Origin of the sequence: Chitinophaga sp. CF118 (assembly GCF_900112615.1) — a bacterium.
In the GTDB taxonomy this organism is placed as follows: Bacteria; Bacteroidota; Bacteroidia; order Chitinophagales; family Chitinophagaceae; genus Chitinophaga.
The window spans coordinates 99,759-124,793 of record NZ_FOMK01000004.1; the positions used below are offsets into that span (position 1 = coordinate 99,759).

At 40.6% G+C, this 25,035-nt stretch carries 22 protein-coding genes; 5 read left to right on the plus strand and 17 right to left on the minus strand.

Annotated features, from left to right (window positions below):
• Positions 1 to 9: 9 nt before the first annotated feature.
• The 5 genes from BM176_RS16740 to BM176_RS16760 form a co-directional block, all read right to left on the minus strand.
• The gene (locus BM176_RS16740) at positions 10 to 837 is read right to left on the minus strand and encodes an SDR family NAD(P)-dependent oxidoreductase (RefSeq protein ID WP_090105113.1); all 828 of its coding nucleotides are present in this window, start codon (positions 835 to 837) and stop codon (positions 10 to 12) included.
• Positions 838 to 898: 61 nt separating this feature from the next.
• On the minus strand, positions 899 to 1,471 hold the full coding sequence (locus BM176_RS16745) for a Crp/Fnr family transcriptional regulator (RefSeq protein ID WP_090105115.1): 573 nt from the start codon (positions 1,469 to 1,471) through the stop codon (positions 899 to 901).
• 233 nt (positions 1,472 to 1,704) lie between these two features.
• Complete coding sequence (locus BM176_RS16750; protein WP_177230433.1) at positions 1,705 to 3,216, minus strand: RICIN domain-containing protein; 1,512 nt, start codon at positions 3,214 to 3,216, stop codon at positions 1,705 to 1,707.
• A gap of 22 nt (positions 3,217 to 3,238) precedes the next feature.
• Complete coding sequence (locus BM176_RS16755; protein WP_090105119.1) at positions 3,239 to 4,951, minus strand: RICIN domain-containing protein; 1,713 nt, start codon at positions 4,949 to 4,951, stop codon at positions 3,239 to 3,241.
• Positions 4,952 to 5,137: 186 nt separating this feature from the next.
• The gene (locus tag BM176_RS16760; protein ID WP_090105121.1) at positions 5,138 to 6,586 is read right to left on the minus strand and encodes a phytoene desaturase family protein; all 1,449 of its coding nucleotides are present in this window, start codon (positions 6,584 to 6,586) and stop codon (positions 5,138 to 5,140) included.
• A 683-nt stretch (positions 6,587 to 7,269) separates the two neighbouring features.
• Here BM176_RS16760 and BM176_RS16765 point away from each other — a divergent pair.
• Together BM176_RS16765 and BM176_RS16770 are read left to right on the plus strand one after the other, a co-directional pair.
• Positions 7,270 to 8,295, plus strand: coding sequence for a hypothetical protein (locus BM176_RS16765; protein WP_143097836.1), 1,026 nt, complete (start codon positions 7,270 to 7,272; stop codon positions 8,293 to 8,295).
• Positions 8,292 to 8,717 (plus strand): MauE/DoxX family redox-associated membrane protein, encoded by a 426-nt coding sequence (locus BM176_RS16770; RefSeq protein ID WP_090105124.1) that lies wholly within the window; start codon positions 8,292 to 8,294, stop codon positions 8,715 to 8,717. Before BM176_RS16765 ends, BM176_RS16770 begins: the two co-directional genes overlap by 4 nt.
• Before the next feature lie 2 nt (positions 8,718 to 8,719).
• On the opposite strand, the gene BM176_RS16775 is transcribed toward BM176_RS16770, so the two are convergent.
• The gene (locus BM176_RS16775; RefSeq protein ID WP_090105126.1) at positions 8,720 to 9,163 is read right to left on the minus strand and encodes a helix-turn-helix domain-containing protein; all 444 of its coding nucleotides are present in this window, start codon (positions 9,161 to 9,163) and stop codon (positions 8,720 to 8,722) included.
• Positions 9,164 to 9,394: 231 nt separating this feature from the next.
• Here BM176_RS16775 and BM176_RS16780 point away from each other — a divergent pair, with 231 nt between their 5' ends.
• A complete protein-coding gene (locus BM176_RS16780; RefSeq protein ID WP_143097837.1) occupies positions 9,395 to 10,393 on the plus strand; it encodes a hypothetical protein in 999 nt (332 codons plus the stop codon).
• 135 nt (positions 10,394 to 10,528) lie between these two features.
• Here the strand turns inward: BM176_RS16780 and BM176_RS16785 are convergent, their stop codons facing one another.
• Positions 10,529 to 10,945 (minus strand): secondary thiamine-phosphate synthase enzyme YjbQ, encoded by a 417-nt coding sequence (locus tag BM176_RS16785; protein WP_369823744.1) that lies wholly within the window; start codon positions 10,943 to 10,945, stop codon positions 10,529 to 10,531.
• A 151-nt stretch (positions 10,946 to 11,096) separates the two neighbouring features.
• On the opposite strand from BM176_RS16785, the gene gpmA reads away from it, so the two are divergent.
• Positions 11,097 to 11,786 carry a 2,3-diphosphoglycerate-dependent phosphoglycerate mutase gene (gene gpmA, locus BM176_RS16790; protein WP_090106100.1) on the plus strand — a complete coding sequence of 230 codons (690 nt, stop codon included), beginning with the start codon at positions 11,097 to 11,099 and terminating at the stop codon, positions 11,784 to 11,786.
• 193 nt (positions 11,787 to 11,979) lie between these two features.
• Here gpmA and BM176_RS16795 read toward each other — a convergent pair whose 3' ends face one another.
• Both BM176_RS16795 and BM176_RS16800 read right to left on the minus strand, forming a co-directional pair.
• Positions 11,980 to 12,639: a GDSL-type esterase/lipase family protein gene (locus BM176_RS16795; RefSeq protein WP_090105131.1), complete on the minus strand. Its 660-nt coding sequence runs from the start codon at positions 12,637 to 12,639 to the stop codon at positions 11,980 to 11,982.
• A 131-nt stretch (positions 12,640 to 12,770) separates the two neighbouring features.
• Positions 12,771 to 13,808: a DUF6340 family protein gene (locus tag BM176_RS16800; protein WP_090105133.1), complete on the minus strand. Its 1,038-nt coding sequence runs from the start codon at positions 13,806 to 13,808 to the stop codon at positions 12,771 to 12,773.
• A 208-nt stretch (positions 13,809 to 14,016) separates the two neighbouring features.
• On the opposite strand from BM176_RS16800, the gene BM176_RS16805 reads away from it, so the two are divergent.
• A complete protein-coding gene (locus BM176_RS16805) occupies positions 14,017 to 15,093 on the plus strand; it encodes an AI-2E family transporter (protein ID WP_090105135.1) in 1,077 nt (358 codons plus the stop codon).
• A 152-nt stretch (positions 15,094 to 15,245) separates the two neighbouring features.
• Here the strand turns inward: BM176_RS16805 and BM176_RS16810 are convergent, their stop codons facing one another.
• The 8 genes from BM176_RS16810 to BM176_RS16850 form a co-directional block, all read right to left on the minus strand.
• Positions 15,246 to 16,286 carry an LLM class flavin-dependent oxidoreductase gene (locus BM176_RS16810; protein WP_369823742.1) on the minus strand — a complete coding sequence of 347 codons (1,041 nt, stop codon included), beginning with the start codon at positions 16,284 to 16,286 and terminating at the stop codon, positions 15,246 to 15,248.
• Between the two features lie 441 nt (positions 16,287 to 16,727).
• A complete protein-coding gene (locus BM176_RS16820) occupies positions 16,728 to 16,946 on the minus strand; it encodes a universal stress protein (RefSeq protein WP_090105139.1) in 219 nt (72 codons plus the stop codon).
• Positions 16,947 to 17,376: 430 nt separating this feature from the next.
• Entirely contained in the window at positions 17,377 to 17,625 is a 249-nt protein-coding gene (locus BM176_RS16825) for an Atu4866 domain-containing protein (protein WP_090105141.1), read from the minus strand.
• An 85-nt stretch (positions 17,626 to 17,710) separates the two neighbouring features.
• Complete coding sequence (locus BM176_RS16830) at positions 17,711 to 18,607, minus strand: glycerophosphodiester phosphodiesterase family protein (RefSeq protein WP_090105143.1); 897 nt, start codon at positions 18,605 to 18,607, stop codon at positions 17,711 to 17,713.
• A 4-nt stretch (positions 18,608 to 18,611) separates the two neighbouring features.
• Entirely contained in the window at positions 18,612 to 20,021 is a 1,410-nt protein-coding gene (locus BM176_RS16835) for a RagB/SusD family nutrient uptake outer membrane protein (protein ID WP_090105145.1), read from the minus strand.
• 18 nt (positions 20,022 to 20,039) lie between these two features.
• The gene (locus tag BM176_RS16840) at positions 20,040 to 23,225 is read right to left on the minus strand and encodes a SusC/RagA family TonB-linked outer membrane protein (RefSeq protein ID WP_177230434.1); all 3,186 of its coding nucleotides are present in this window, start codon (positions 23,223 to 23,225) and stop codon (positions 20,040 to 20,042) included.
• A 75-nt stretch (positions 23,226 to 23,300) separates the two neighbouring features.
• Entirely contained in the window at positions 23,301 to 24,335 is a 1,035-nt protein-coding gene (locus BM176_RS16845; protein WP_090105149.1) for a FecR family protein, read from the minus strand.
• Between the two features lie 66 nt (positions 24,336 to 24,401).
• Complete coding sequence (locus BM176_RS16850; RefSeq protein ID WP_090105151.1) at positions 24,402 to 24,995, minus strand: RNA polymerase sigma factor; 594 nt, start codon at positions 24,993 to 24,995, stop codon at positions 24,402 to 24,404.
• Between the last annotated feature and the right edge of the window lie 40 nt (positions 24,996 to 25,035).

Sequence of the window (25,035 nt, forward strand, 5' to 3'; positions counted from 1 at the left end):
TGTTGGTTATCACCTATTATTTACACTAACCTCCAATCCATATTTTCTGACACCCTCTACCCTTTTTTTCATCATCCCCGATACCACATTAATAACGCTTTTCCGTGGCAGTAGCCTTGGCAAAAAAGACTGCAGATAATTAACTGTTCCGGTAATCTTAAAGCTCTTCCCCTTTAAAAATGCCTCTAATCCTTTCTTTGCCACATATTCAGGCGTATCCGCAGCCATCCCCTTAGTATCTGCGCCTGCTATAGCCTGAAAGCCGGTAGCTGTATTTCCCGGACAAACAGCAGTTACTGTAATCCCCCTGTGATAATATTCTCCATATAAAGCCTCTGAAAAGGATAATACGAAGGATTTACTGGCACAATAAACTGCCACATAAGGACAAGGCTGTAATGCTCCCGTAGAGGCAATATTAATAACACCTCCCGTTCCCCTTTCCAGCATACCCGGAATTACAAGCTGAGTGAGTTTAACCAGGGAGTTGATGTTTAATTCCAGCATTTCTTCATATGAAGCCGAAGATTCGTCTAAAAAGTTTGTCCATTTCCCTATGCCGGCATTATTTATTAACAGGTCTGTTTTGAGCCCTTTTTCGCTGATCTGGCGATAGAGATCTGCAGGTGCATCTTTCTTAGAGAGATCGGCAATGAATAAATGAACCGTATTCCCAAACCTGCGCATAATCTGTGAGGCTATATCCTGCAATTTCTGTATTGAACGGGCTGTTAAGATAAGATTGGCTCCCTGCTTTGCCGCTTCAAAAGCAAATGCTTTGCCTATTCCGGAGGATGCTCCGGTGATTAACACTGTTTTCCCTTTGATACTTTTCATCGTTATTTGTTTTGTACGATGCAAAGATCAATCACCTCAAACTGAACACACTGAACAAATGTTAAGAACTTATCTTTTTCCGAATACGACTCAATGATTGAGGTTCTATACCCAGATAAGAGGAAATATACTGTAAAGGAACCTGCTGAACAATTTCAGGCTGGCTCCGGAGGAGTTTAAGATATCGCTGTTCTGCCGACAATCCTATCATTTCCTTTGTACGTTCTTCATTATAGGTGAGGGATCTTTCATAGATAATTTTACCAAATGCAGCCCATTGTGCGCTGCGTTTATATAACCATTCAAGGTCTGTTTTGGTGATCTGCAAAAGTTCACAGCCGGTAACGCATTCAACGTTATCCGTAGCAATAGTACCAGAAATAAAACTATTGAAAGATGTAATGAAGCCAGGAGGGCAATTGATATGCGTGGTGATCTGTTTACCATCTTCCCAGTAGAAAACCCTGACAAAACCCGAATTGATAAAGTAAAGATACTGAGGAATTTTCCCCTCTCTCTCCAACATAGTGTTCTTTTCACAACTTACAGGAAGAAACAGCTTTTCTACAAACACTTCGTCTGCTTTATCCAAATGCACATTTTCAGCAATAAGATGGAGTAATTTACTATGCATAACCGCAAATTACACTTTTACCAGCTATCAATAAATGAAGTGCTAAAGAATTGGTTAAGCGACTGTATATTCCCTTCACACATCATATGAAATTGCAGCCTTACTCTTTGAGAAGATTGCTTTTATAGGAATAATAAAATAAAGAGCCTGTACCATAAATACGATACAGGCTCTTTTCATTCGGACACCTTGATGGAGGGTCCAGATTGTTTAAGCAATTCTCTTACTCAAGACTAAGGTACCTGGAAAATCCATTGCTGATGATTTCCCCCATTACTGGTATACTGGTTTACAGCAGCGCCTAAGGCGGTAGATTGAGCAGAAACCTCCATTACCTTTCCACTCTGAACGGCAGTGATTGTATAATAACCACCGGTAGCCGGGGTAATCAACCATTTCTGATTATTACCTCCCTGGTAATCATATAACTGAATAGGAGCTCCATCCGCAACAGATTGCCCGGTAACATCCAGGGATCTGCCACTTTGTAAACCAATGATCTGATACTGGTTGTTACCAATACTTTTCACGGTCCACTGCTGATTACTCCCACCATTATAACTCCATTGCTGAATGGCAGTTCCATTAACAGTTCCTTGTCCTGCTGCATCCAATACCAACCCACTATTTCTGTTTGTAATTTTATATGTTCCGTCGGCAATTAAAGGACTGCCTCCAACATACGGAGCCAGTATTGGCTGTAAGAGGTTAGCGGCTTTAATATGACCACTTACACTGGGATGCAGGTTGTCCGGCAGATAATCACTGGTCCCCTGGGTAAGCCAGCCTGCCGTATTGATATAATGAACCTTACTATCCCCGGCCGCATTCCGGGCGCTTACCGCTGCAGATGAAGGCGATGCCCTTAATCCAAGGAAAGTGCGTAAAACAAATATTTCAGCATTAGGATATTTAGTACGGATGTTGGCCAGAAAACTGGTATATCCCCGCTGAAATGCACTGTCTTTCGTATTATTTGTGTTATCATTTGTCCCCAGGTTAATGACAATAACTCTTGGGGTATATTTTGTAAAATCCCATGCTGGCGATGACGGATAATTGGACGTTTGCTGCTTAAAATACTGCACATCCATTCCGGAAGGATTTTCAGTTGTACTTACCAGGGAAATGCCAGGATAAGCGATCTGAGTATGTTCACAATGCAGCATTTCAGAACAGACCCACGCATAATCCGATACATTTGTCTGCTCGTCGAGATATCCCGCGGTGATAGAATCTCCGATATATTCAATCAGGTCAGCTAACGAAGCAGGAGCACTTGTTACAGCGCCTGCATCAAGAACCAGTCCCTGGAACTTAAACAGGTAATCATAATCCCTCCCCTGAGCAACACTTAAAGAATGAATGCCACTGGTAAGAGGAATTGATGTCAGATCAATTGTTCCTCCGGTATTGTTGTAACTTACCCAGGCACCATTATCTATTTTGGCGTAAAAGTTACTCGTATTACCAACTTTTATTTTTACAGTTGTACCGGAAAAATTTACTTTGATATAAGCACCTCCCCAATAACTTACATATTGATTTGTATCACTAAAATCCCAGCGTCCGAAATATTTTATATTCGGATCATCCGGATTACCGGCAACTGCCGCTATTTTTGAAACACTCACATCATTATTCCTAATGGGAATAGCTGTTTCGATAGCATTCTTTTTTGTACAACTATTAAACAAAAAAGAAATAGCTATTAAGAGTATTCCACTTATTTTTCTAAAATGCATGATCTTGTTTTGTAGTAATTGTTTAAGGGAGTTGTATTGACCATTGCTGATTATTGCCACCATCATTTGTCCACTGCTCGATAAGTGTACCAGCTTCGGTAGACTGCCTTGGAACATTTACTACTTTTCCGCTCTGCACTCCCTGGATAAAATAATAGCCATTAGCCGTTGGTGTTATTACCCATTGCTGATTTGCGCCGCCGCTATAATCGTACAATTGGATTTTACCACCGTCAATAAGACTCTGCCCTGCCACGTCAAGTGATTTTCCACTTTGTACACCAATAATTTTATAATGATCGCCACCAAGACTTGTCAATGTCCAGCGCTGATTATTCCCGCCAGTATAATTCCATTGCTGAACAGAACTACCGTTGGCCGTCAGTTCACCTTTTACGTCAAGCGCCATTCCACTGTTACGGTTTATAATTTTGTAAGTTCCATTGGTCAGGGGACCAGCTCCTCCAATAACATGAGCTGTAGGATGTGTAGCCTGATAAGGAATCTGACCTTTGATCATCCTGCCGGCATCATTAGTAAGCCGCAGATAAAAATCTGATGATACGGCAACGCCATCCTGATCGAGATTAACATATGACTTATCAGCAGGTGCCTGAGAGGCATTTTCTGCAACCTTGAAAATGGACGTACCTTCATTCATCTCATCAAACATGGCGATATAAAGACTTTTAACACCCACTGTTTTCATTACAGCTACCTGCGCCCACATAAAATCACCATGATTTCTCGGTATTTCATTCAGCTTACTTGAAGCATTAGTATTATGGAAAGAAAATCCGGGATAAGCAATCGGCTGATAATCGATACCATGCGCTTCACAATAATCATAATCTCCCTGAATCCAGGGTTGATAGGAAGCCACTACCTGGGCTGCTACTGCCCATGGTGCAAGCATATTAAATGCATTGTAAACACTGGTGAAATTACTCCGGGAAAAACCATCCGGAGTAGGAGTACGCCAGTTCATAGGCACACTGCCGATTACATAACATCCCTGGCTTTTAAACCAGTTGATAACGTCGAGGCATGCTGCCGAATCACCTCCTCCGGGAACAGTAGCCCCCTGGTAACCCATACCAAATATGCATACAACTGGTTTACCATTCTGCTTTGCATAAGCTGGAGATGATAACAGGTTAAGTGTACCCTGAATCGTACTTATCCAGTCAGTTTTTAAAACCGATTGCATGGTCTGGTTCCCCGAAATATCATACATGATGTAAAATTTCCGGCCAGTAGCTTCCGCTGCATTTTTAACCTTCAATGCCATACCATCCCGCTGAGATTTGAACGGAGGGTCTGACAGTTCTCCAGTGAACCGCTGAAGTGCGGCGCAGTCAATACCATTTTGCTGCATCCATTGAAAATGCAGATCGACAGTTGACTGATCATATGAAGAAAACATTTTTGCTGGCTGGCCATTTCCAAGATTCCCTGAAGTAGTCTGGTATGTAACTGAATATTCCCGCAGATCCGGCCACATATCAAGGTTCTGATGCGTCCATCTGTTCACTGCCGATCCATCGCCCGGGGCGGAGAACCAGCCCTGATAGCCAACGGTTACTTTCCCAACAACATCTCCAACAGGAGATCCTGCTACTGCTGCTGTGGTTTTATCACCAGCATTTAAATTTTCATTGGAAGAATTTCTTTTGGAGCAACTGAATAATGATAAACATAAGAGTGCTAAGTACAATAAACTGGGTTTCATCATAAGATAAATGGTTATGGTTAATATTAAAAGGGAAATCCTTTTATTTTTCAGGGCTGGTTATTTCAAAGCATATGCCATTGTGCTAATTCATTGTTTTGCTGTAGGATACAAGAAATTGCTCTCTCATAAAAATTACGGCATCCCGTATATTTATGAGAGTACTTCGATATTTCGTAAATCAATATCTTATGCTTTCCGGGGCAGTGGCACATTAATATGCCAGAGATCTTTTAACGCCCTTCTGGCAGCATGGAAACCACACATGCCATGTACTCCTCCTCCCGGAGGTGTTGAAGAGGAACATAAATAAAGTCCTTTGGCAGCAGTACGATAGGGAGAAATGCGCAAGGCCGGACGGGTAAAGAGTTGCCAGATATCCAGAATACCGCCATTGATATCTCCTCCAATATAATTGGGATTATATTCCTCCAGTTGTGCTGTATTAAAAGTATGCCTGTCCAGAATCAGATCTCTGAATCCTGGTGCAAACCTTTCTATTTGCTTTTCAATAATCTCAGTTCTGTCGGCAGTCGAACCATGTGGTACATGGCAATATCCCCATAATACTTGTTTACCTTCCGGCGCCCTTCCGGGATCAAAGAGGCTTTGTTGTGCCAGCAACACATATGGGGAATCATTAAGTCGCCCGGCATTAACATCCGCTTCTGAACGGGTAATTTCTTCAATGGTATTACCCAGATGAACTGTGCCTGCCTGCCGGCATTCCGGGGCAGTAAAGGGTACTGGCCCATTAAGAGCCCAGTCTACTTTAAACACTCCCACGCCATAGCGATATTTTTTCAGCTGCCAGCGATAGAGGTCATTAAAAGACTCTCCTGCGATTTCCAGTAATTGCTTTGGTGTAATATCAAATAAGATCGCTTTTGCGGAAGGTAACTCCGACAATGATCTTACATAGTGCCCCGTCTCTATTTTGCCTCCCAGCGACTTAAAATAGGCTACTAATGCTGCTGCAATACTTTGCGACCCACCCTTTGGCAACGGCCATCCGGTCAGGTGTCCATTTGCCATCAATACCAGGCCAACGGCAGCAGTAGATAAAGTATCCAGTGAGAGCAGGCTGTGGGCAGCCATGCCAGCCCAGAGACCTTTCGCTTCTTTTGTACGGAACCCCTTTGCCACACTTTGTGCTGAACGCAGCGCCTGCAAGCCAAAGCGGGCCATATTAAGCGGGTGCTCAGGAAAGTGTAATGGTCCCAGCACATCGGGAGCCAGTCCCGGCCAGTCTCTTACCACTGGTTCCAGTAACCTCAGGTAAGCATCTTTATCGTTTCCTAACAGAGTAGCCGTTTCTGTGAGATCTCTTTTCAGTATTGCAGCATGGCCATCATCAAAAGGATGCGCAGCAAGTACCGGCGGGTGAATGTATTCCAGCCCGAACTGTTCGAGGGGCAATGTTTGCAGAAAAGGAGAACCCGCACCCATTGGATGGATGGCAGAACAAACATCTGACCAGTATCCTGGCAGAGTCAGTTCTGCGGTTCGCAAACCGCCACCGGTATTTGAATGGCCTTCTATTACCAGTACCGACAAGCCAGCCTGTTGAAGGGTAATAGCTGCGGCCAGTCCATTAGGGCCGGAGCCCACAACTATTGCATCGTATTCTGTAGACATTGGATTTCAAATTTACAGATATCGGGATGATAAAAATGTTTTTTTGTGGTGTATGAGCTTTAGGCCTACCATCGCCCACCTGAATTCTCCGGTATTACTTTCTTCTTTCATATTCTCATGTCACATCTTTAATCAATTATTTATATAGCCCGCAATTGACAAAGCCAGGTTAATTTACAACATTTGATTGATCAATATTTCCATTTGAAGTAAAACAATTCCTGTTGTATTTAATGTAGGTACAACTACTTATTTTTTTTACACACCTCCATTCTGTTAAACTTTATTTTATAAAATCCTGTTACGACTATTGCAAAATCAAAAAGTATTTCTTAGATTCACTTTAGGAAATATTCGCCAACAATTACATAACCTAAATCTGGACCCATAACCCTGTAGTATTTCACTTTAAATATTCATTAATTATTCAAAATCCAAAAAAGAAAAACATGAAAAAGTTAGCCTTGCTATTCTTTGTGCTCGCCGTTGGCACAACAATCGCTGTTACAGTTAAAGCCAATCAATCGAAAAGAATCCCTTACTGCCATTGCGAGCCAGATATTAAATGTAATTCCACCGGAGCCTGGGGTATCAAAACACAGCTCTGCCCCTGATCTATTATCTGAAATTATTTATTCTATTAAATCTTAAAAGTTAAAGGCTGCCCATGCAGCCTTCTCTTTATGAAAAAAAATCTGCTGATACTATCCGCGCTATTATGTTGCGCAATGATCGTCATGTACATACTTGTAAAAGGAGCTGAACCTGACAGAATATTTACGGATCATACAAGAAATTATGACAGGTATAAATTACAGGCAATTGATACAGTTCAATTTCCTGGCCGGGTAAGTATTATGAAAGTGGCGCAGGGGAATGTTTATGGATATGTGTACAGTAAAACTGCCATTTTAAAATACAATACCCATCTGCATCAAACAGACTCTTTCTTCACAAACAGAATACTACCTCTAAGTATAGTTACAAGGCTCGAAATTGACACCAATACAAATACTTTTTATCTCTTTGACGATATTGGTAAAAAGATCACATCTTATCAATCAGGTACCGGAAAACTGGATAGTATAATTTACCCTGATACTACAACTGCCAGATCATTTAAGGATATATATGAAACTGCATTCCTGATAACAAACTATGATACCACTAAAAAGGTAACGCAATTAAAACTGAGAAACTTCAACGCTCCTGTGCAGGACAGTACCCTATATGAATTTCCACGCTTTGAAGATGGCGGTCTTTCTGCCGATGGATTTTATATCCGGAACATGCCTTCCCGAAATCACTTTTATATTCCATTTTATAACTCCGGTATTATAAAGTATGATGAGCAACATAACAAAATCCAGGTTATTCATACAATTGATCATACTCCTCCATCCAATATAGCTGTACCCACTGGTAACATATATACCAGGTCAAGCAAATCGATTGTAGTCAACTCAACTGCTACTTCCGATCAGGAACATCTCTATATACTTTCTTACGTATTGTCTAAGGATGTTTTGTCCAGCGGATACCGGGGCCCGGCAATAGACGTTTATAATATAATGAGCGGTAAATACGAAGGTAGTTTCAGATTACCCGGCTATCAGAATAGCCCTGTATTACAATTGGCAAAATGTTCAGATACGCTAATCGCTGCCTACGAAAAAAACATTCTTCTTTTTAAGCTGACATCTCAATGAAAAATTATATTCTTCAAACAATTGTGATACTTATATGCATGCTTTTCATGTATGCTGGTATTTTTAAAGCAATGGATTACCAAATCTTCCTGTCTGATATGGGTAAATCACCGTTACTCGTAAAATACGATAAGAACCTGTTGGGGCCAGTTGTATTAGGTACAGAATTTCTGATTGTATTTCTGTTAAGTTTTCCCTTAACAAGAAAAACAGGGCTCTTTTTATCTTTCTTTGTGATGGCCATCTTTACCTTTTATTTATCCACGCTGTTCTTCTTCTTTACAAATATACCCTGCTCATGTGGGGGTATCCTTGGGAAGATGTCTTACCCTGTGCATATTGTATTTAACATCTGTTTTACATTACTGGCCGCCACGGGAGTATTGCTCACAGATAATAATTACAAGAAGGCGGTTGCATAATCTTATTTTTCGATTGCAACTTTTTTAGTGATTTTCATTACACTAACCTCTTGCGGTTTAGCAGAAGATATCAGTTTATAAGGCCTGTTAAAGGCCTCCTGGGATAACTTAAACCTTTCAGACAGCTTCCTTATGATATCTTTAGATAAGCTTCTGCGATAGTTTAGAATATCAGATACTAAACTTGTGCTAATTTCCAGCAGCTTGGCCAGATCAACTGATTTAAGATTATTCTCATTCATGAGATAACGTAATAATTCGATGGGATCTGCATCCGTAAATGTGCTATGTTCTGCATCCCATTTTTCGATTAATACTGTTAAAAGTTCGATAACATCCTGATTGTACTTATTTTTCTTTTTCAGTGCTAACAATGTTTCTAATTGGTTACAATACTGTTTGTACTGCTTTTCAGTTTTAATAACTTTAAATTGTAAAGTATCCATAAAAGATAATTTAATATTCACTTACTGTATATTGTTCTTTAGCATTACGAGGATTCTCGTCCCATTGATTATACTAAGTTAATAAAAGTACGCATTATGCGTATTTATTTTTTCAAACAATTACTCCTTAAACATGGACTATTAAGATTAGTGCAAATCGACCTGTATTTCTACTATATTTGCAACCTGCCAAACAAGGGCATTGTAGCAATTAATCAATTAAATACTAGTATGTTCTGTCAACTTAAGAGCCGCCACCTGGCGTTATTCCTGTTATTATTCATTGCAGGCCTGGGCTGTGGAAAAGAGAAATCTTATGAGCCGCCAACTACCCCAACTACAGAAATCCCGGGAACAACCGGTGGTACTGCCCAATTTTCGTTTATCGCTTCAGGTACTAATTGTTCAGATGCAACTGCTGCCGGTAACTACCAGACAGGTACAGTGCTGGGCACAGATGCCAAAGTGACGATTACTGTAAATGTCACAAAAATTGGTAACTGGACAATGTCTACCAATTCATTGAACGGCATTTCATTCACCGGCACAGGCACCTTTACGGCTACTGGTTCTCAGATGATAACGCTGAAGGGCATAGGTACTCCTCAAACTGCCGGGATCAATTTATATGCCTTCAACTCAGGGAATAATACATGTAGTGTTGCTGTTGCAACTATCCCCGGTAATTCAGATCCTGGTAGTGCTACAGAATATTATTATAAGATTACGATAGATGGTAAGACCTATGAGCAAATAGTTACGATGACTAATGATTATGAAGCTGGGTCCAGTCTGAGTGGCGTGGATGATGTAACAATATCTGCCGGTATTAACTATTATGTTATAGGAGAAAGTGAAACACCTAAAGGGAAAACTGGTTTTGGTGTTACCCGTGGTACCATGCATAACTATCTGAATGCAACCAATAATACTTTTAAAGCCTTTTTTGCTCCCGGTAGTTATAAGATAGTAAAAAGCTTTGCAGATGGAGATGGCGTTACCATTGGCTGGCTGGATGCTGATGGGGAAGAGTGGGGAACGGAATACGGTACAGGAGATCAGACAGGTAGTACATTCAATATTTCCAGCATATCTGATTCACCGGATCTGACAGGGACATTCTATCTGAAAACAAAAATGCTGTTCAAATGCAAACTGTATAATAAGAATACAGGAGTTATGAAACAGGTAACCAATGGAGAAATGGTAGGGCTCTTCGGAAAAATCTGATAATATTTAAGAAGGTATAAGAGAGGTTGTATCAAAGTTTGGTACAACCTCTTTTCATTCGGACACTTGATGAAGAACAATTGTCGTTTATCCGATCCTTAGGCCCTTCGTTTATTTCTTACAACCTCTTTTATATTATTCCCCCCAGGCAGTAATCACCAGATTCCTTGGTCCTCCATGATCACGATGCTCACATAAATAAATACCCTGCCAGGTACCGAGAGCCAGTCTTCCGTTACGGATAGGGACCATCACCGAGCTACCTAATAAAGCAGCCTTCAAATGGGCAGGCATATCATCAGGACCTTCATCATTATGGATATACTGAGGATCATTTTCTGGCACTGTTTTATTAAAGTACATTTCGAAATCCATTCTTACAGTAGGATCTGCATTTTCATTTATAGTTAACGATGCTGATGTATGCTGAATGAACACCTGGCAGATGCCTGTTTTGATTTCCCTGATATTAGGAAATGCTTGCATCACTTCTGTTGTGATAAGATGAAATCCTCTTCTTCTTTCTCTTAATTGTAATGATTCCTGGTATATTTTCATGATTAATTCTTTGATTGTCCTGCCATCTTTAATTTCAAGATACCTCCTTTTGCAAGATCTGCAAAAGATAATCGCAGGCTTTTATCCGGTCGTAATAAAAACAGGTTTATTTAATTTGTACATTTACTTACAAACCCATAAAAAAATGCTGAAGCTGGTATTACTTCGTCATGGACAAAGCGAATGGAATCTGGAAAACAAGTTTACAGGTTGGGAAGATGTAGACCTATCCGAAGAAGGTATTAAGCAGGCAAAACATGCTGGTCAACTATTAAAAGATAAAGGTTACTCTTTTGATATCGGGTTCACCTCATTACTCAAACGCTCTATTAAAACCCTTCACTTTGTACTGGAAGAAATGGATCTCCTATGGATTCCTGAACAGAAATCATGGCGTTTAAATGAAAGATTCTATGGTGCTTTACAAGGATTAAATAAAGAGGAGACCATTGCAAAATATGGAGAAGCACAGGTACATAAATGGAGAAGAGATCCACATGAACATCCTCCAGCAGTGGATCGTACTGATCCCCGCTTTCCCGGCAATGATTCAAGATACAAAGAACTAACAGCACGGGAATTACCACTGACGGAGAATTTAAGTGAAACAATGAACCGGGTATTACCTTACTGGACAGAAACAATTATGCAGGCCGTACGGAATCACAAGAAGGTGATCATATGTGCTCACGGCAACAGCTTACGGGCATTGATTCAATATGTGGATCATCTAACAGATGAGCAGGTAACCGAATTGGATATCCCGACAGGAGTACCCTGGGTGTATGAACTGGATGAAGACTTTAACAGGATCAGGCATTACTACCTGGAATAGCAATAAAAAATGGGCCAACTAAAAAGGATTTTCCGCGATTATAAATGATCATAAATACACCGCGCCTGCCTGTTTAGTTTCTTAATTTAGCTTGGGTATAAGATTATGGATTAGATCTTTATTATACTTCACCTAAGCATCACGGCAAACAAGGTGTATTTATTGATCATTTACAATCTATAGGGCTCCCTTTTTATCTTTTTAGCAGGTACGGTTCTACTGCTGCACGCCATATTTTATACCCCTCACGATTCATATGCAGCATATCTTCCACAAATAATTCCCTGCGCAGTTTTCCATCAGGTGTTAACATTAAGTTGAAGATATCAATATAAGTTGTGTTCTTTTCAGTCTTCAGATAATCACGGATCAGTTCATTGGCGGCCTTTGCCTTTGACTGGTATATCTCTCTGCTGGGACTTGGTTTCATTGATATATATACAACAGGTACATCTGGCAGTTGCGCCCTTAATACTTCCATCAGATGTTTCGTTCTGTTCAGGATAGAATCAGCAGTCGTCTTTTCATCTGGCACATCATTTTCTCCTATATACAGCACAATCTCCCGTGGATGATACGGGAATATAATATCTTTAGCATAATAAGTAATATCATCAGTAACAGCTCCCCCGATTCCCCTGTTTAAAACCACATAGCCTGCAAAGGTTCTTTCCAGATCATTCCATTTACGGATGGAAGAACTACCAACAAACAGAATAGGATCTGCCGGAGGTGTATACATCTCGTCGTACTTCTTAATGGTTTGAACATCATCCCAGAATCTGGGTCTATCCTGGGCATAGAGCAAGCTTCCGGTTAGGAGCAGAAGGGTTAGTACAAGTATTTTCTTCATACAATGGTTTTACCAAATATAGTGTAAATTCAATATAAAGAAACAGTGGTTCTTTATATTGAATTTACACTATACGTTACCGGTATACATCAGTTCAAAGCTCTCCGGTAACCGGGAATATAATGTTATTATTAATCCGCTTGCTGGTTCTTCAAAACATTATTACTTTGTTTCCTGTATTTAAGAATGTTCACATACTTCAGTGCCAGACGATTGCCGTAGTTCTCATATGCCTTCTGTGCCCATTGTATACCAAGGTCAAGGTCGCCATTTATTTCGCAGATGATTGCCATGTTATAACATGCCCTGCCAGCAATTTTACTGTCTGAGGATGTTGTTTCCTTCTTCCATAATTCAGCAGCGCCTTTCCAGTTTCCTGTTTGTGCTTTACGTCTTCCTATTTTAAAATTCTCAGTTCCTTTTACATAATAGTCCCTTGACACTCTGATCCAATAAGGAATTATTCTGAATGCATAGTCGTGTCCTGCTTTTCCGCAAACTTCTTTTAAGGCCTCTTTCCGGTTAAGGATAGCTCCAGCAGCAGCTACCGGATTGATACCCTTTCCTGAAAATGTAATATCCTTTATCATAGAATACTCATCCAGTACAAGCCTATCGGCAGGATCATAAATCCTCCAGCCTGTTTTTACAGTTGTAAGCATATTGGCGTGATGCTCAATTCCAGGAATACTTCCCAACGGTGTATTTATTTTTATTGGAACGGCAGCATAACTTATTTTGGAATCTGTATCAAACAGCTCAAGTGCAAAGAGTGCATCCACATTGTTTTCCCGGCATATTTTATCAATGATATCCCAGGATAAAGCAGACGGGAACTGTCCGGGAACATTTGTTCTCAGATCAATACTATTAAATGCGGTAACATTTGTGAACCTGTTATTTTTAATGAGCTCATCTGCAAGTCCGGTAATACCTGCCTGTGCGGTTTCTTTGTCAAGGTTATCCCCTTCAAGACTAAGTACTTTGTCTACAACATCAATGGCTTTATTCTTGTCTGCAACAATACTCCTGTTCACAATCCCCACTGTTTTAATATTGGGAGGGATAGTTACAGGTGCCGGTTCCAAAACACTGATGTATACCAATTGAGTTGAACTGCACGAATAAAATGTAAATGTTACTAAAATAACAGATAATAGTTGTTTCATAGGTCTCGTTTACGTTAATTGCCCCTTTCAATAAGGGAGCATATGCCCTTATTCATCAACAAGATAATAATAATTATTATTAATCATATATTAAAATATAAAATAGTAACAACAAGGCACTTATGATCCCCGGAACCCATTTCCGGTATCTAAATTTTTATTACATTGTAACACACTACCCAATCATATTTTAAAATTTATTTCTTTTATGACAAGCGTCAAACTGGCATTCTACGCACGCCTGGCCCTCGTTCTGCATGCATTGATACTAGTATTGTTCCTGATGCACTTTGGTAAAACGCTTATTATTCCGCTGTTTTTCGCGCTGCTGATATCATTTGCATTACTGCCTGTATCAAATCAACTGGAGAGATGGGGATTACACAGGAGCCTTGCGTCGGTATTATCCATACTTTCATTTATAGTGATTATAGGATCTTTTATTTACATATTGAGCCACCAGGTGGTGAGTTTTACCCATAATCTGCCGGAGCTGCAATCGAAAGTTTCCGAAATGATACAGCAGATCAGCTCATGGGTGTTCAATACTTATCATATCGATTACCAGCATCAGGCCACCTATCTGAAGAGATCTGCCGGCAGCCTCGAGTCTACGGCTTTTACTTCCCTGGGTGCTACTTTTTTAGGTGTAGGAGAAGTTATCATCCTCACTATCTTTTTCCTGATCTTCACCTTCTTTATGTTATATCACCGCCGTCTCTTCAAACGCTTTATTGTGGCTTTATTCCCGGAAAGTGAACTACATAAGGTAGAAGATGTGATCATTAGTGCCAAAAGCATGATTAACCGTTATATCATCGGACTCTTAACTGAAATGTTCATACTGATTGTACTCTTATTATCAACCTTTGCAATCTTAGGTATTAAATATGCCCTGCTGATCAGCGTAATGGCGGCATTGCTCAATGTAATCCCCTACCTGGGTATTTACACTGCTATGGTCATCAGCATGATTATTACATTGGCCGATGGAACTCCCAGTCAGGCTCTCACTGTCGGGATCGTATTCATAGTGGCTCATTTCGTGGATGCCAATATATTACTGCCACGTATTGTAGGTGGCAACGTAAAATTGAACCCGCTCATTACTATTGTGGCAATATTGACTGGTAAACTGATCTGGGGTATTCCCGGTATGTTCCTCTTCATCCCGCTGGCAGCAATCATACGTATTATCAGTGAAAAAGTGGAAGGGTTACAACCCTGGGCTATCCTGATGGGAGAGGATAAGGAAGAAAAAATAGAGGAGAAGGATGTGCCTTAATTTATTATTGCTATTAATCAATAAATACACTGCATCTGCCTGTTTAGCTTCTTAATTTAGCTTTAGAATATAATTTTAGGTTAGATCTTTATTGACCTTCACCTTGTCATCACGGCAGACAAGGTGTATTTATTGATTAATAGCAATCCCACTTATTTATCTTCCAACGCTTTTCTTACCGCTGGTGCTACTTTAGTACCGTACAGTTCTATTGAACGTAATACTTTTTCATGTGGCATATCATCTCCTACCAGTTGTGCAAGGAAACGTGTATTCCCAAATAACTCATACTGAGCCAGGATCTTATCGATTGCCTGCTGCACACTTCCCACCATTAAGGGACCTTTCTCTCTCAGATATTCAAACTGTGCTCTGCTGAGGGGCGACCAGCCTCTTTCCTGCCCTACACGGTTCATCAGTACCTCATATCCGGGATAGAAATCTTCTGCTGCTTCATCTGCATGCTCTGCTATATGAAACTGTGAGCTGATTCCCAGTTGTAATTTACTGGCATCATGACCGGCATCTGTTGCGGCCTGCCGGAATGTTTTAACGAAAGGCACAAAGAACTCAGGAGTACCTCCCAGCAATGCCAGCATAATAGGTAGGTTCATTCTGCCTGCACGTTTTGCAGATGCAGGTGTACCTCCGGCTGCCAGCCATATGGGCAATGATTCCTGGAGGGGACGTGGATAAATGCCACGATTCACAAGAGGTGCTCTGAATTTACCTTTCCAGGTAACGATCTCATGCTGGTTGATGTTCAGCAGCATTTCAAGTTTTTCATTGAATAGCTCGTCGTAATCATCCAGTTTATATCCAAATAGCGGGAAAGATTCAATAAAGGAGCCACGGCCTGCCATGATCTCTGCACGGCCACCCGATACAAGGTCTACTGTAGCAAAGTTCTGAAATGTTCTAACGGGATCCACTGAACTAAGTACGGTTACAGAACTGGATAAACGTATGTTTTTAGTAATGGCTGCCGCTGCTGCCAGGATTACCTCTGGTGCTGAGATCATAAAATCAGAGCGGTGATGTTCTCCCAAAGCAAATACATCCAATCCTACTTCATCTGCCAGCTTTATTTCAGCGAGTAACTCCTGCATGCGCCGGTGTGCATTCACTGCATTTCCGGCTCCATTATCCCGACGTACATCTCCAAAAGAGCTAATGCCTAATTCCATTTTCATATTGTGCTACTTTATGGTGCAAATATCGGAATGTCACTTTACTTTCGGAAATACCGGCGGTTTCCCGTGGGGAACTATGTATAGGGTGATGCTATCGGGATTTTTTCATATGACTGCGATTTGTGAAAAGACAACTGTATGTTGCTCGCTATGTTAGCCTTATTTTTACTTAATACAGGATCTCTGTTAAATATGGTCCTGGCACATACTTAAAACCAACAACGGGTTATGATAGTTACTCTGTACTGTATACATGAATGCGGTCCATGAAAATGGGGTTGGACAGCAGACTGCGCTTTGCTTCTTAAAAAAAAGATATAGGGAAACTAATAAAAGATATAGGGAAAGGTTTTTCAGAAGATTGGGATTCACAGGTAAGGAACAGACCAGGCTTACACCTGGTAGAAGGACAGACGGAACAATTAGATGGCAGGTTTTCTACTAGTTCAATCTTTCCTCGTCGATTAGTTCGTATTCGGGATCGTCTTCCAGGGTAATGTAATAGCCATCAGTTACCATTATACCGGGAACTACTAAAGTAATATCAATTACATGAAGTAAAAGAATTTCGTCATTCATCTGTAATGCCAGGTCGGCTGTATAATGGGCTACATTTTCAGATGTAATTGGGAAGTCAACTGCGACTATTAGCTTTTCCATTTTATAAGGTTTTATGGTTTGGATATTACTTGCAAGCTACCTGGTATCCAGTCCGGAATAAATGATCCGGCAAGGGAAAAATGATGATGTTTATCATTACAGTGGATGACTTACCAACCCTCTGGTAGATAAGCTGAACCAGGGATGAACAATTTTATAATCATACTTGTATGCTGGTAATTAAACATGGCAGAAGATAATAAGCTGAGAAACCTCATCAATCATAATACTCTCTTTACAGCGAATGCAACTTTATGCCGGCAGTGATCGGTTATCATGGCAACTGTATCAACATCATTTGGATAAGTTAACGGAATAGCACTCACTTCATCCAGCAATCTCACCTGTTCAGCGGTTAAATCAATACCGGCGACAATAATATTATCATACCAAAAAAGCTTTAGATATAACCTAAAGCTTTTTTGGTAATTTATTTATTTTCCCGGTAGAAGATATACCCTCCGTGATAAAGAGTATCATCGCCTTTGAAATCTCCTGTGGCTGTGAATCCTGTATCATCCCAATACATAATATGATCACCTTTTACTTCATAACGTCCGGTGTATGCACTTTTCTTAGTTCCACGGGCTTCATCATATTTTCCGTTGGGCAATAGTTCCTGCCTGATATAGCCGTCGGCAGTTACCCACATACCAACGTATTTGTGTTGCTGTTCCATAAGAATTATTTTATAATTCAAAGGTACATATGGAGTGAAGCAGATGTTTTATAGATTTCAAACAGATTGTTGTATAATTCAAACATTATTTATGCAGGCCCTTCCCACGCAGGTATGCAAGCAATGCAGCCGGCCTGTCCGTCTGGATAACAGTAAATCCTTTGTCCAGCAACCATTGCCAGCTATCTTTTATATTTCCGTCATCTACAGCCATATCATCATAATGACCTCCATTCAAACTTGCCCATAAAGCATTCACCCATACTCTGGAACCTTTTTGTTTAATAGTGTTCAACTGAGATAAAATAGCTGAGGTATCACTCTTAAAGATCAGCTCAAAAGCCGTTGGTTTTATCTGTTCTTCAAAATCATGGATCATATTTAATGCAGCACTATCATCCAGTTGTACCATTGACATATAATGGATCTTATTTAGCACACCGGAATAATCGGTCTTTACTTTAGCAGCAGAAAGAAAATAACCTTTGAAGATAGCCTGATGTACGGTCCCTGTTTTCTCAAGCACAGCATAAGCTTCATTCATATAGTCATAACATTTATCCAGGTTTACCATTACCTTACCTTTTGCGGCCAGCATAGCTTCTTCCAATGTAGGAATCCTGTGATGCGTAGGAATACCCAGTCCATTTCGCAGATAAAATGTTTTCAGGGAATCCAGTGTATAATCTTTCACGCGTCCTTTACCAGTAGTGGTGCGGTCTATCTTATCATCGTGCATAATTACCAGTTGCCCATCTGCCGTTTTCTGAACATCGATTTCTACGATATCTACTCCCATGTCAATAGCATACCGGATTGCTGCAATGGAATTTTCCGGAGCATTCCGCCAGTCGCCCCGGTGTGCAGCAACAAGAATATCTTTTCCTAAAGGATTTTCAAATTTGCTGATGATCGCATTCACCTGTTGCCCAAAGCCCGAAATAGTGATCAGCAATAATAAAAATGGAAGCAGCTTTTTCATATAATCAGTTATAGTCTTTGTTTTGTTTAATAGATGGATCCGTATCTATCTGACCTTGTGGTACGGGCATTAAAAGATTATGGTTATCGATGGTTGTTAAAATACCGTTATCGCTAAACCACTTATTCATCACAGAAACAGCCGTGCCAGTGCGAACAAGGTCAAACCAGCGCTGCCCCTCTCCTATCAGTTCCAGTCTTCTTTCCAATGCAATAGCAGAACGGAGATCATCTTGTGTAAGTGCTGTTGTACCTGGCAGACCGGCTCTTACTCTCACAGAATCAATATAAGGTATTGCAGCAACTGTATTGTTCAATTCATTTTCTGTTTCTGCCAGCATGAGTAATACATCCGCATAACGTAATATCACCACATCGCTGCCCCCATCCGTAATTACTGTTGTTGGTTGTGAAAGTTTTTTGCAATAAGGGATACCGGCGGCTGTTACATCAATGTAGCTGCCTTTTCGTTTATCTGTTGCAGTATAAAGGTTGTACAAGCTTTTTGTTGGCAGATTATGTCCTTTTGCACCGGATTGTGTACCGGAGGGACTAAACTGCTGAAACATAGTACTGCCTTCAGTATTTCCATTCAAACCGGATGCAAACTGCACGGCAAATATTATCTCTGCATTGTTTTCATTAGCGATACTGAATACATCTGTGGTATTAGTCATTAACCGGTGCCTGCCAGAATTCACTACTGCTGTTAACTGTATTTTTGCATTTGTATAATCTTTTAAGGTCAGGTATACCTTTCCAAGCAGCGCCTGTGCTGCGGTTTTTATTACCTTACCAGATTGCGCGGAAGAAACCGGTAACTCATCTATTGCCTCTGTCAGGTCTTTTATAATCTGAGTATATACATCGGCAGAAGGTGTACGTCCTTGTCCGAAATATACATTAGGATCTGTTGTTTCTTTTAGTGCCAGTGGTACATCTCCATATAATCTTACAAGATTGAAATACAGCAATGCGCGGATAAATTTCATTTCTCCCTTGCGGGCCTCTTTTGTGGTGGCTACATTGTAAGAAATATTCTCTATACGGTTCAATACCACATTTGCTTTCTGAATAGCCTTATATGAATCCTGCCATGTAGATGCGATGATACCGTTGGAAGCAATCAGCGTAAACTGGTCCAGCTGTCCGTAAATCCCATCATCATTAGCAGGTACTTCATCATAGGTATTATCTGAAGGGATTTCGGCGATAGCCGGCATAAATAAACCGTATAATCCATTGAACTGTAAATTGGCATATACAGCATTCACATATTCTTCCACCTCTGTTTCATTGCTGAGGAAATTGCCAGCTTCTTTTTCTGTAGTAGGGTCCTGCATCAGTTGTTTTGTACAGGAACTTAATATGAATAACAATCCCAGCACAGGAATAATAACGCTTCTCTTTTTCATGATAGATAATTAAACAGTTTAAAAAGTTACATTAAACCCGATGATGAATGATTTTGCTACAGGGTAATTGGCCATTGACAATCCATTCGTCAGCACATTATCTGTAGAAGTAGCATCCGGATTATATCCCCTGAAATCTGTAATGGTAAACAGGTTATTGGCGGTAACATAAATCCTTGCTGCCGACATCTTAACTCTGGAAGCCCATGATGCAGGAAGTGAATATGCCAGTTGCAGATTACGCAAACGGAGATAATCGGCATTCTTAAAGAACATATTGGATGCGCGGGTTAATTTCCTTGCGCTGGATAAATTACCGAGATTTGGCTGAGCCAGGAAACCGTCAGGATTATCAACAGGATGATAGCGGTGATCGTAGTAATATTTACTGGGAACGGAAAAGCCTTCGCCGGATTCGTCAAACAAAGCAATCTGTCTGTCGTATGTCTTTCTGCCCTGGATACCCTGTAGTGCAAAACTTAATTCAAATCCTTTGTAAGAGAAATTGCTTGAAAAACCATAAGTGAATTTGGGATTATAGGTACCAAACCCCATACGATCGTCTGTGTCGATTTTACCATCATGGGTAATGTCTTCTACTTTATAATCGCCGGTGAGTGTACCAGCCATATGAGGACTGTTATCGATCTCTGCCTGAGTTTTATATACGCCAGTCACTTTGTATCCATATAGTTCTGCAACAGGCCCCCCTACCTTAGTTCGGAAATTGCTCTCTGATCCGGTAATGATCTGTTTCTGGCCCGGAGCCAATGCCTGCACTTCATTCCTGTTAGTGGCCAGGTTCCCGCTGAAACTCCATTTTACAGAACCAAGCGCAATATCAGTACCTGATAATTCTATTTCGAAACCGGAATTCTTTACTTTCCCTATGTTCTGGATAGAGGTGCTGAAGCCTGACTGATCTGGCACCGGCACATTTAATAACAGATCTTTTGTAATTGAATTATAGTAGTCTGCCGTTACATTGAATTTATTCCATAGGCCCAGGTCTATACCCAGGTTAGAAGAAGTTTTTGTTTCCCATGAAAGATTGGGATTAGGTGTAGTTGTAGCTACGAACCCTGCTGCCAGCGCATTACCATATACATAATTGGAGGAATTGACCAGCGCTTTGGAACTATAGGAACCGATCTGGTTGTTGCCCGACTGTCCGTAGGTAGCACGTATCTTAGCAAAGGAAACTACATTTGATTCAGGAAAGAAATTTTCTTTACTTAATATCCAGCCTGCCGTTACGGAAGGGAAATTTCCCCATTTCCTGTCATTACCAAAACGGGAAGAACCATCTCTTCTTATGGTAGCAGATAACAGGTATTTATCCATGTAAGCATATTGCGCACGGGCCAGGTAAGAGATCTGTACCCAGGTATACCGGGAAGCAGTAACATTAAATGCACTGGCTCCACCGATGTTGATAATATTATTATCTGCAATACCAGAGCCTGTCACCACTGTAGCTGATCCTGTTTCTTTCTGAAATGTGTATCCTGCCAGTACATCAAGATCATGATGTCCCCAGTTTTTTGTGTAGTTCAATGTATTCTCCCAAAGGTAATTAACATTGAAGTTTTTTGTTTCAGTAGCAATAGCAGGTTTGGGAGCTGCACCTCTGTACTGTCCTATATCAGAGGGGTTATAAAAATCAAACATGTTACTGATAATATCTCCACCCACCAGTGTTTTTAATTTCAATCCATTCAGTACTTTAAAAGACATATAACCATTACCGAATGTTCTGTAAAAGTCCCTCTTGTTTTTAATCTTCTTTGCCAGCGCTACTGCATTTTCGCCCAGTGCTCCATCTTCGGGTGTGTTGGCAATGATCTGTTTGCTGATAGCCAGTGAACCGTCTGCATTATAAGGACTAAAAAAAGGATACATGATATAGACATCTGCTATCGGATCATTGGACCAGTTGGTATTATTTTCAAAATAGTTCTGTGTGTTATAGGAAGGGTTGATACTTACACCCATATCAAAGCGGTCGGATAATTTTGTATCCAGTTTTATGGTACCACTATAACGTTTTAATCCATTGTTTATAACAATGCCCTGCTGGTTGAAATAGTTGCCAGCCACATAATAGTTTGTTTTAGCAGAACCACCGGAAATAGCCAGGTTATAACTGCTGATTTGTCCTTTTCTGAACACCTCATCCTGCCAGTTGGTATTTGTAAGGCCCTGCTCACCATCCAGGTAAGGTTGCAGATAATTAAGCCGCAGATCCCTCAGGCTTGCACCTTTTGATATACGGGTTGCTCTGTCATCATTAATACTTCTGTTTGCCGGATTTTTTGACACATAGCCCCAGTCTCTCGCCTCAGTAAAAAAGGTAGCCGCTTCATAAGCATTAACATACTTCACCCTGTCGGAGCGCTCCTGTGTACCTGTATAAATATCTACAGATACTTTAAACTGATCGGACTTCCCTTTTTTAGTTGTAACCAGGATTACGCCGTTAGCAGCCCTGGAACCATAGATAGCCGCAGAAGCCGGATCTTTAAGGATATCCACAGATTCAATATCCTGTGGATTGATGGAATTAAAAGAAGATCCTTCTGATAAAGGAAATCCATCTACCACGATCAGCGGATTTCTGCCTGCGGTTAATGTTCCTATACCACGGATTACGATCTGCGGGTCTGTACCTGGTTGTGCAGAAGCATCATTGATAACCACGCCCGCAGCTTTTCCAACCAGTTGTTGTGCAAAACTGCTCCCACCGTATCGGCTCAGTTCTTTTGACTTTACCTGTGAGATTACACCGGTCACCTTCATCCGGGATTGTTGTCCGTAGCCGATCACCACTACATCACTCAATGCTTTTGTAGACACGTTCATTCTTACCAGCAATGAATTATTATCACTTTCATTGATCAGGTAACTATTGGAAACATATTTTTCATACCCTACAGCAGTAAACAGGAAGTCATATTTACCTCCTACGGTTAAGTGATCGAAAGTATAGATCCCTTTTTCATTAGTAATTGTAACCTTTGTAATTTTACTACCTGTTTCGTTCATCTGTACGGTAACGCCAGGCATGCTCTCTCCTTTTTCATTCACTACCATCCCCTTTATCCGGGCTGTTTGCTGTGCATGTACAGTAAGATTCAACAACAGTATGCAGGCAGATATATACCCTATGAACTGCCGGAAAAATTTGTGATGTTGCTTTTGCATTTTCTGTTTATTTTTTGACAATAGGTTTCCCGTACTGCCCATTGGACAGTATCAGTTTATCTTATAAATCCGGATTTATTTTTGTTTACTGATGATTATTCTCTCCCCTTCTTTTTTGAATGTAAGATCATTCATATTACATATAGCCGATAATATTGTCTGCAGGGAATCGGACTTCTCAAAAGAGCCGGTAAATGACAATCTCTCAATAGCTGCAGTATCCATTTCAATTTGTACTTTATAGTATGTCCCTAACTGTGCGAATACATCCTCTAAGTCTGTTTTATTAAACGACATGGTGATGATATGCTGATTGGCAACAGTTGTTTTCTTTACGCCCACGCCTATATTATCAAACTGCTGTACGTGATATTGTTTCAGTTCAGTGTTCACTACAAACTCCTGTCCCGGAGTCAGATACATTTCTTTCATCACCATCCCACTACCACGGGCGGCTTTTATCACTACTTTTCCTTCTAAAAGCGTCACAGATACTTTACCGGATTTTGCGGTACTCACAGAGAATGCTGTACCAAGTGCAGTTGTAGTGAATCCTTTTGCAGTCACGCTAAACGGACGGTTGTTCTTTGCTACTTTAAAATAAGCAGTTCCTTCAAGTGTGATATTACGTTCCAGGCTATCAAACGATGGATAATAACAGATCATACTACCCGGTTGTAATTGTACAACAGAGCCATCAGATAAGTCGATCTTTTCTACATGACCGCCGTTATTAACATGCTGCAATAACTGCCGTACATCTGTTACATTCACTGCCAGACTATGCTTAAGCCGGGTGTTGTTACTGTATTGAAAAATACCCCATCCTGCTACGATTATAATCATAGCGGCAGCAACCCATCTGGTCCATCTGTTAACAGACACTATTTTTACCGGTGTTATCTTTTCACGTAAACCTGCCAGCACTTTATCCGCAGCAGCTTCGCTCAACAGCGTTTCACCTTTCTCTGCATGATTATCATATCCATGTTCCAGGTATTTCTTCCACGCACCTTCATGATCATTCATATAGGTGAATAGCTGCAGTCTCTCGGTATCTGTGATAGTACCAGCCCAGAATTTTTCTATCAGATGTTGAATTGTTTCCATGATTCAATTATAAATACTCCGGAAAGGAATAAATGGGGATGACTTTAATGTTACCAGATTGTTAACTCAGTAAGTATCGAGGAAAATGATCAGCAGAGATAGGGTTGTAAGGCTGGTAGAGGTGTACTCTCCGCTTACGTATCGCTTAATAAAACGGGTAGACTGTTTGAGGTAATCTTTTACAGAGGGTACGGAGATCCCTACTATTTCAGCCACTTCTTCATAGGGCTTTCCTTCCAGCCGGCATAGGCGGAATACTTCTTTTTTCCTCGCAGGTAAATGGTTAATAGCATCTTCTACTATAGAAAGCTGTATATCATATAATTCGTCATCGTCCTGTTCCTGGGGGATATCTTCGGGGTATTCATGCAATACAATGGCCGATTTTAATTGTTGTTTCAGATAAGTTGCGGCCTTATTATAACTCACTACAAAAAGCCATCCTGCCACAGATTTGTCCTTATGGATCTGCTCCCGGTTTTGCCAGAGCGCCAGAAACACCTCCTGTAAAATATCTTCTGCTGCCTCCGGCTGACGAACCATTTTAAAGATATTGGCATACACCGCCTGTTTGTACTGGTGGTACAACATTTCAAAGGCGGTTATACTTCCACCGGAAAGATCATAAATTAAAGATATTTCTGTTCTGCCCCCCTCCATACCCTGCAAAAGTACATTTTGGATTTAGGGGTGCAGGTTA

Coding starts and splice junctions, on each gene's coding strand:
- BM176_RS16765 (WP_143097836.1), top strand. CDS start 7,270: ATGAAAAAAAATCTGCTGATACTATCCGCGCTATTATGTTGCGCAATG.
- BM176_RS16755 (WP_090105119.1), bottom strand. CDS start 4,951: ATGATGAAACCCAGTTTATTGTACTTAGCACTCTTATGTTTATCATTA.
- BM176_RS16830 (WP_090105143.1), bottom strand. CDS start 18,607: ATGAAAAAGCTGCTTCCATTTTTATTATTGCTGATCACTATTTCGGGC.
- BM176_RS16770 (WP_090105124.1), top strand. CDS start 8,292: ATGAAAAATTATATTCTTCAAACAATTGTGATACTTATATGCATGCTT.
- gpmA (WP_090106100.1), top strand. CDS start 11,097: ATGCTGAAGCTGGTATTACTTCGTCATGGACAAAGCGAATGGAATCTG.
- BM176_RS16745 (WP_090105115.1), bottom strand. CDS start 1,471: ATGCATAGTAAATTACTCCATCTTATTGCTGAAAATGTGCATTTGGAT.
- BM176_RS16760 (WP_090105121.1), bottom strand. CDS start 6,586: ATGTCTACAGAATACGATGCAATAGTTGTGGGCTCCGGCCCTAATGGA.
- BM176_RS16805 (WP_090105135.1), top strand. CDS start 14,017: ATGACAAGCGTCAAACTGGCATTCTACGCACGCCTGGCCCTCGTTCTG.
- BM176_RS16825 (WP_090105141.1), bottom strand. CDS start 17,625: ATGGAACAGCAACACAAATACGTTGGTATGTGGGTAACTGCCGACGGC.
- BM176_RS16835 (WP_090105145.1), bottom strand. CDS start 20,021: ATGAAAAAGAGAAGCGTTATTATTCCTGTGCTGGGATTGTTATTCATA.
- BM176_RS16820 (WP_090105139.1), bottom strand. CDS start 16,946: ATGGAAAAGCTAATAGTCGCAGTTGACTTCCCAATTACATCTGAAAAT.
- BM176_RS16750 (WP_177230433.1), bottom strand. CDS start 3,216: ATGCATTTTAGAAAAATAAGTGGAATACTCTTAATAGCTATTTCTTTT.
- BM176_RS16780 (WP_143097837.1), top strand. CDS start 9,395: ATGTTCTGTCAACTTAAGAGCCGCCACCTGGCGTTATTCCTGTTATTA.
- BM176_RS16795 (WP_090105131.1), bottom strand. CDS start 12,639: ATGAAGAAAATACTTGTACTAACCCTTCTGCTCCTAACCGGAAGCTTG.
- BM176_RS16850 (WP_090105151.1), bottom strand. CDS start 24,995: ATGGAGGGGGGCAGAACAGAAATATCTTTAATTTATGATCTTTCCGGT.
- BM176_RS16810 (WP_369823742.1), bottom strand. CDS start 16,286: ATGAAAATGGAATTAGGCATTAGCTCTTTTGGAGATGTACGTCGGGAT.
- BM176_RS16775 (WP_090105126.1), bottom strand. CDS start 9,163: ATGGATACTTTACAATTTAAAGTTATTAAAACTGAAAAGCAGTACAAA.
- BM176_RS16800 (WP_090105133.1), bottom strand. CDS start 13,808: ATGAAACAACTATTATCTGTTATTTTAGTAACATTTACATTTTATTCG.
- BM176_RS16845 (WP_090105149.1), bottom strand. CDS start 24,335: ATGGAAACAATTCAACATCTGATAGAAAAATTCTGGGCTGGTACTATC.
- BM176_RS16740 (WP_090105113.1), bottom strand. CDS start 837: ATGAAAAGTATCAAAGGGAAAACAGTGTTAATCACCGGAGCATCCTCC.
- BM176_RS16840 (WP_177230434.1), bottom strand. CDS start 23,225: ATGCAAAAGCAACATCACAAATTTTTCCGGCAGTTCATAGGGTATATA.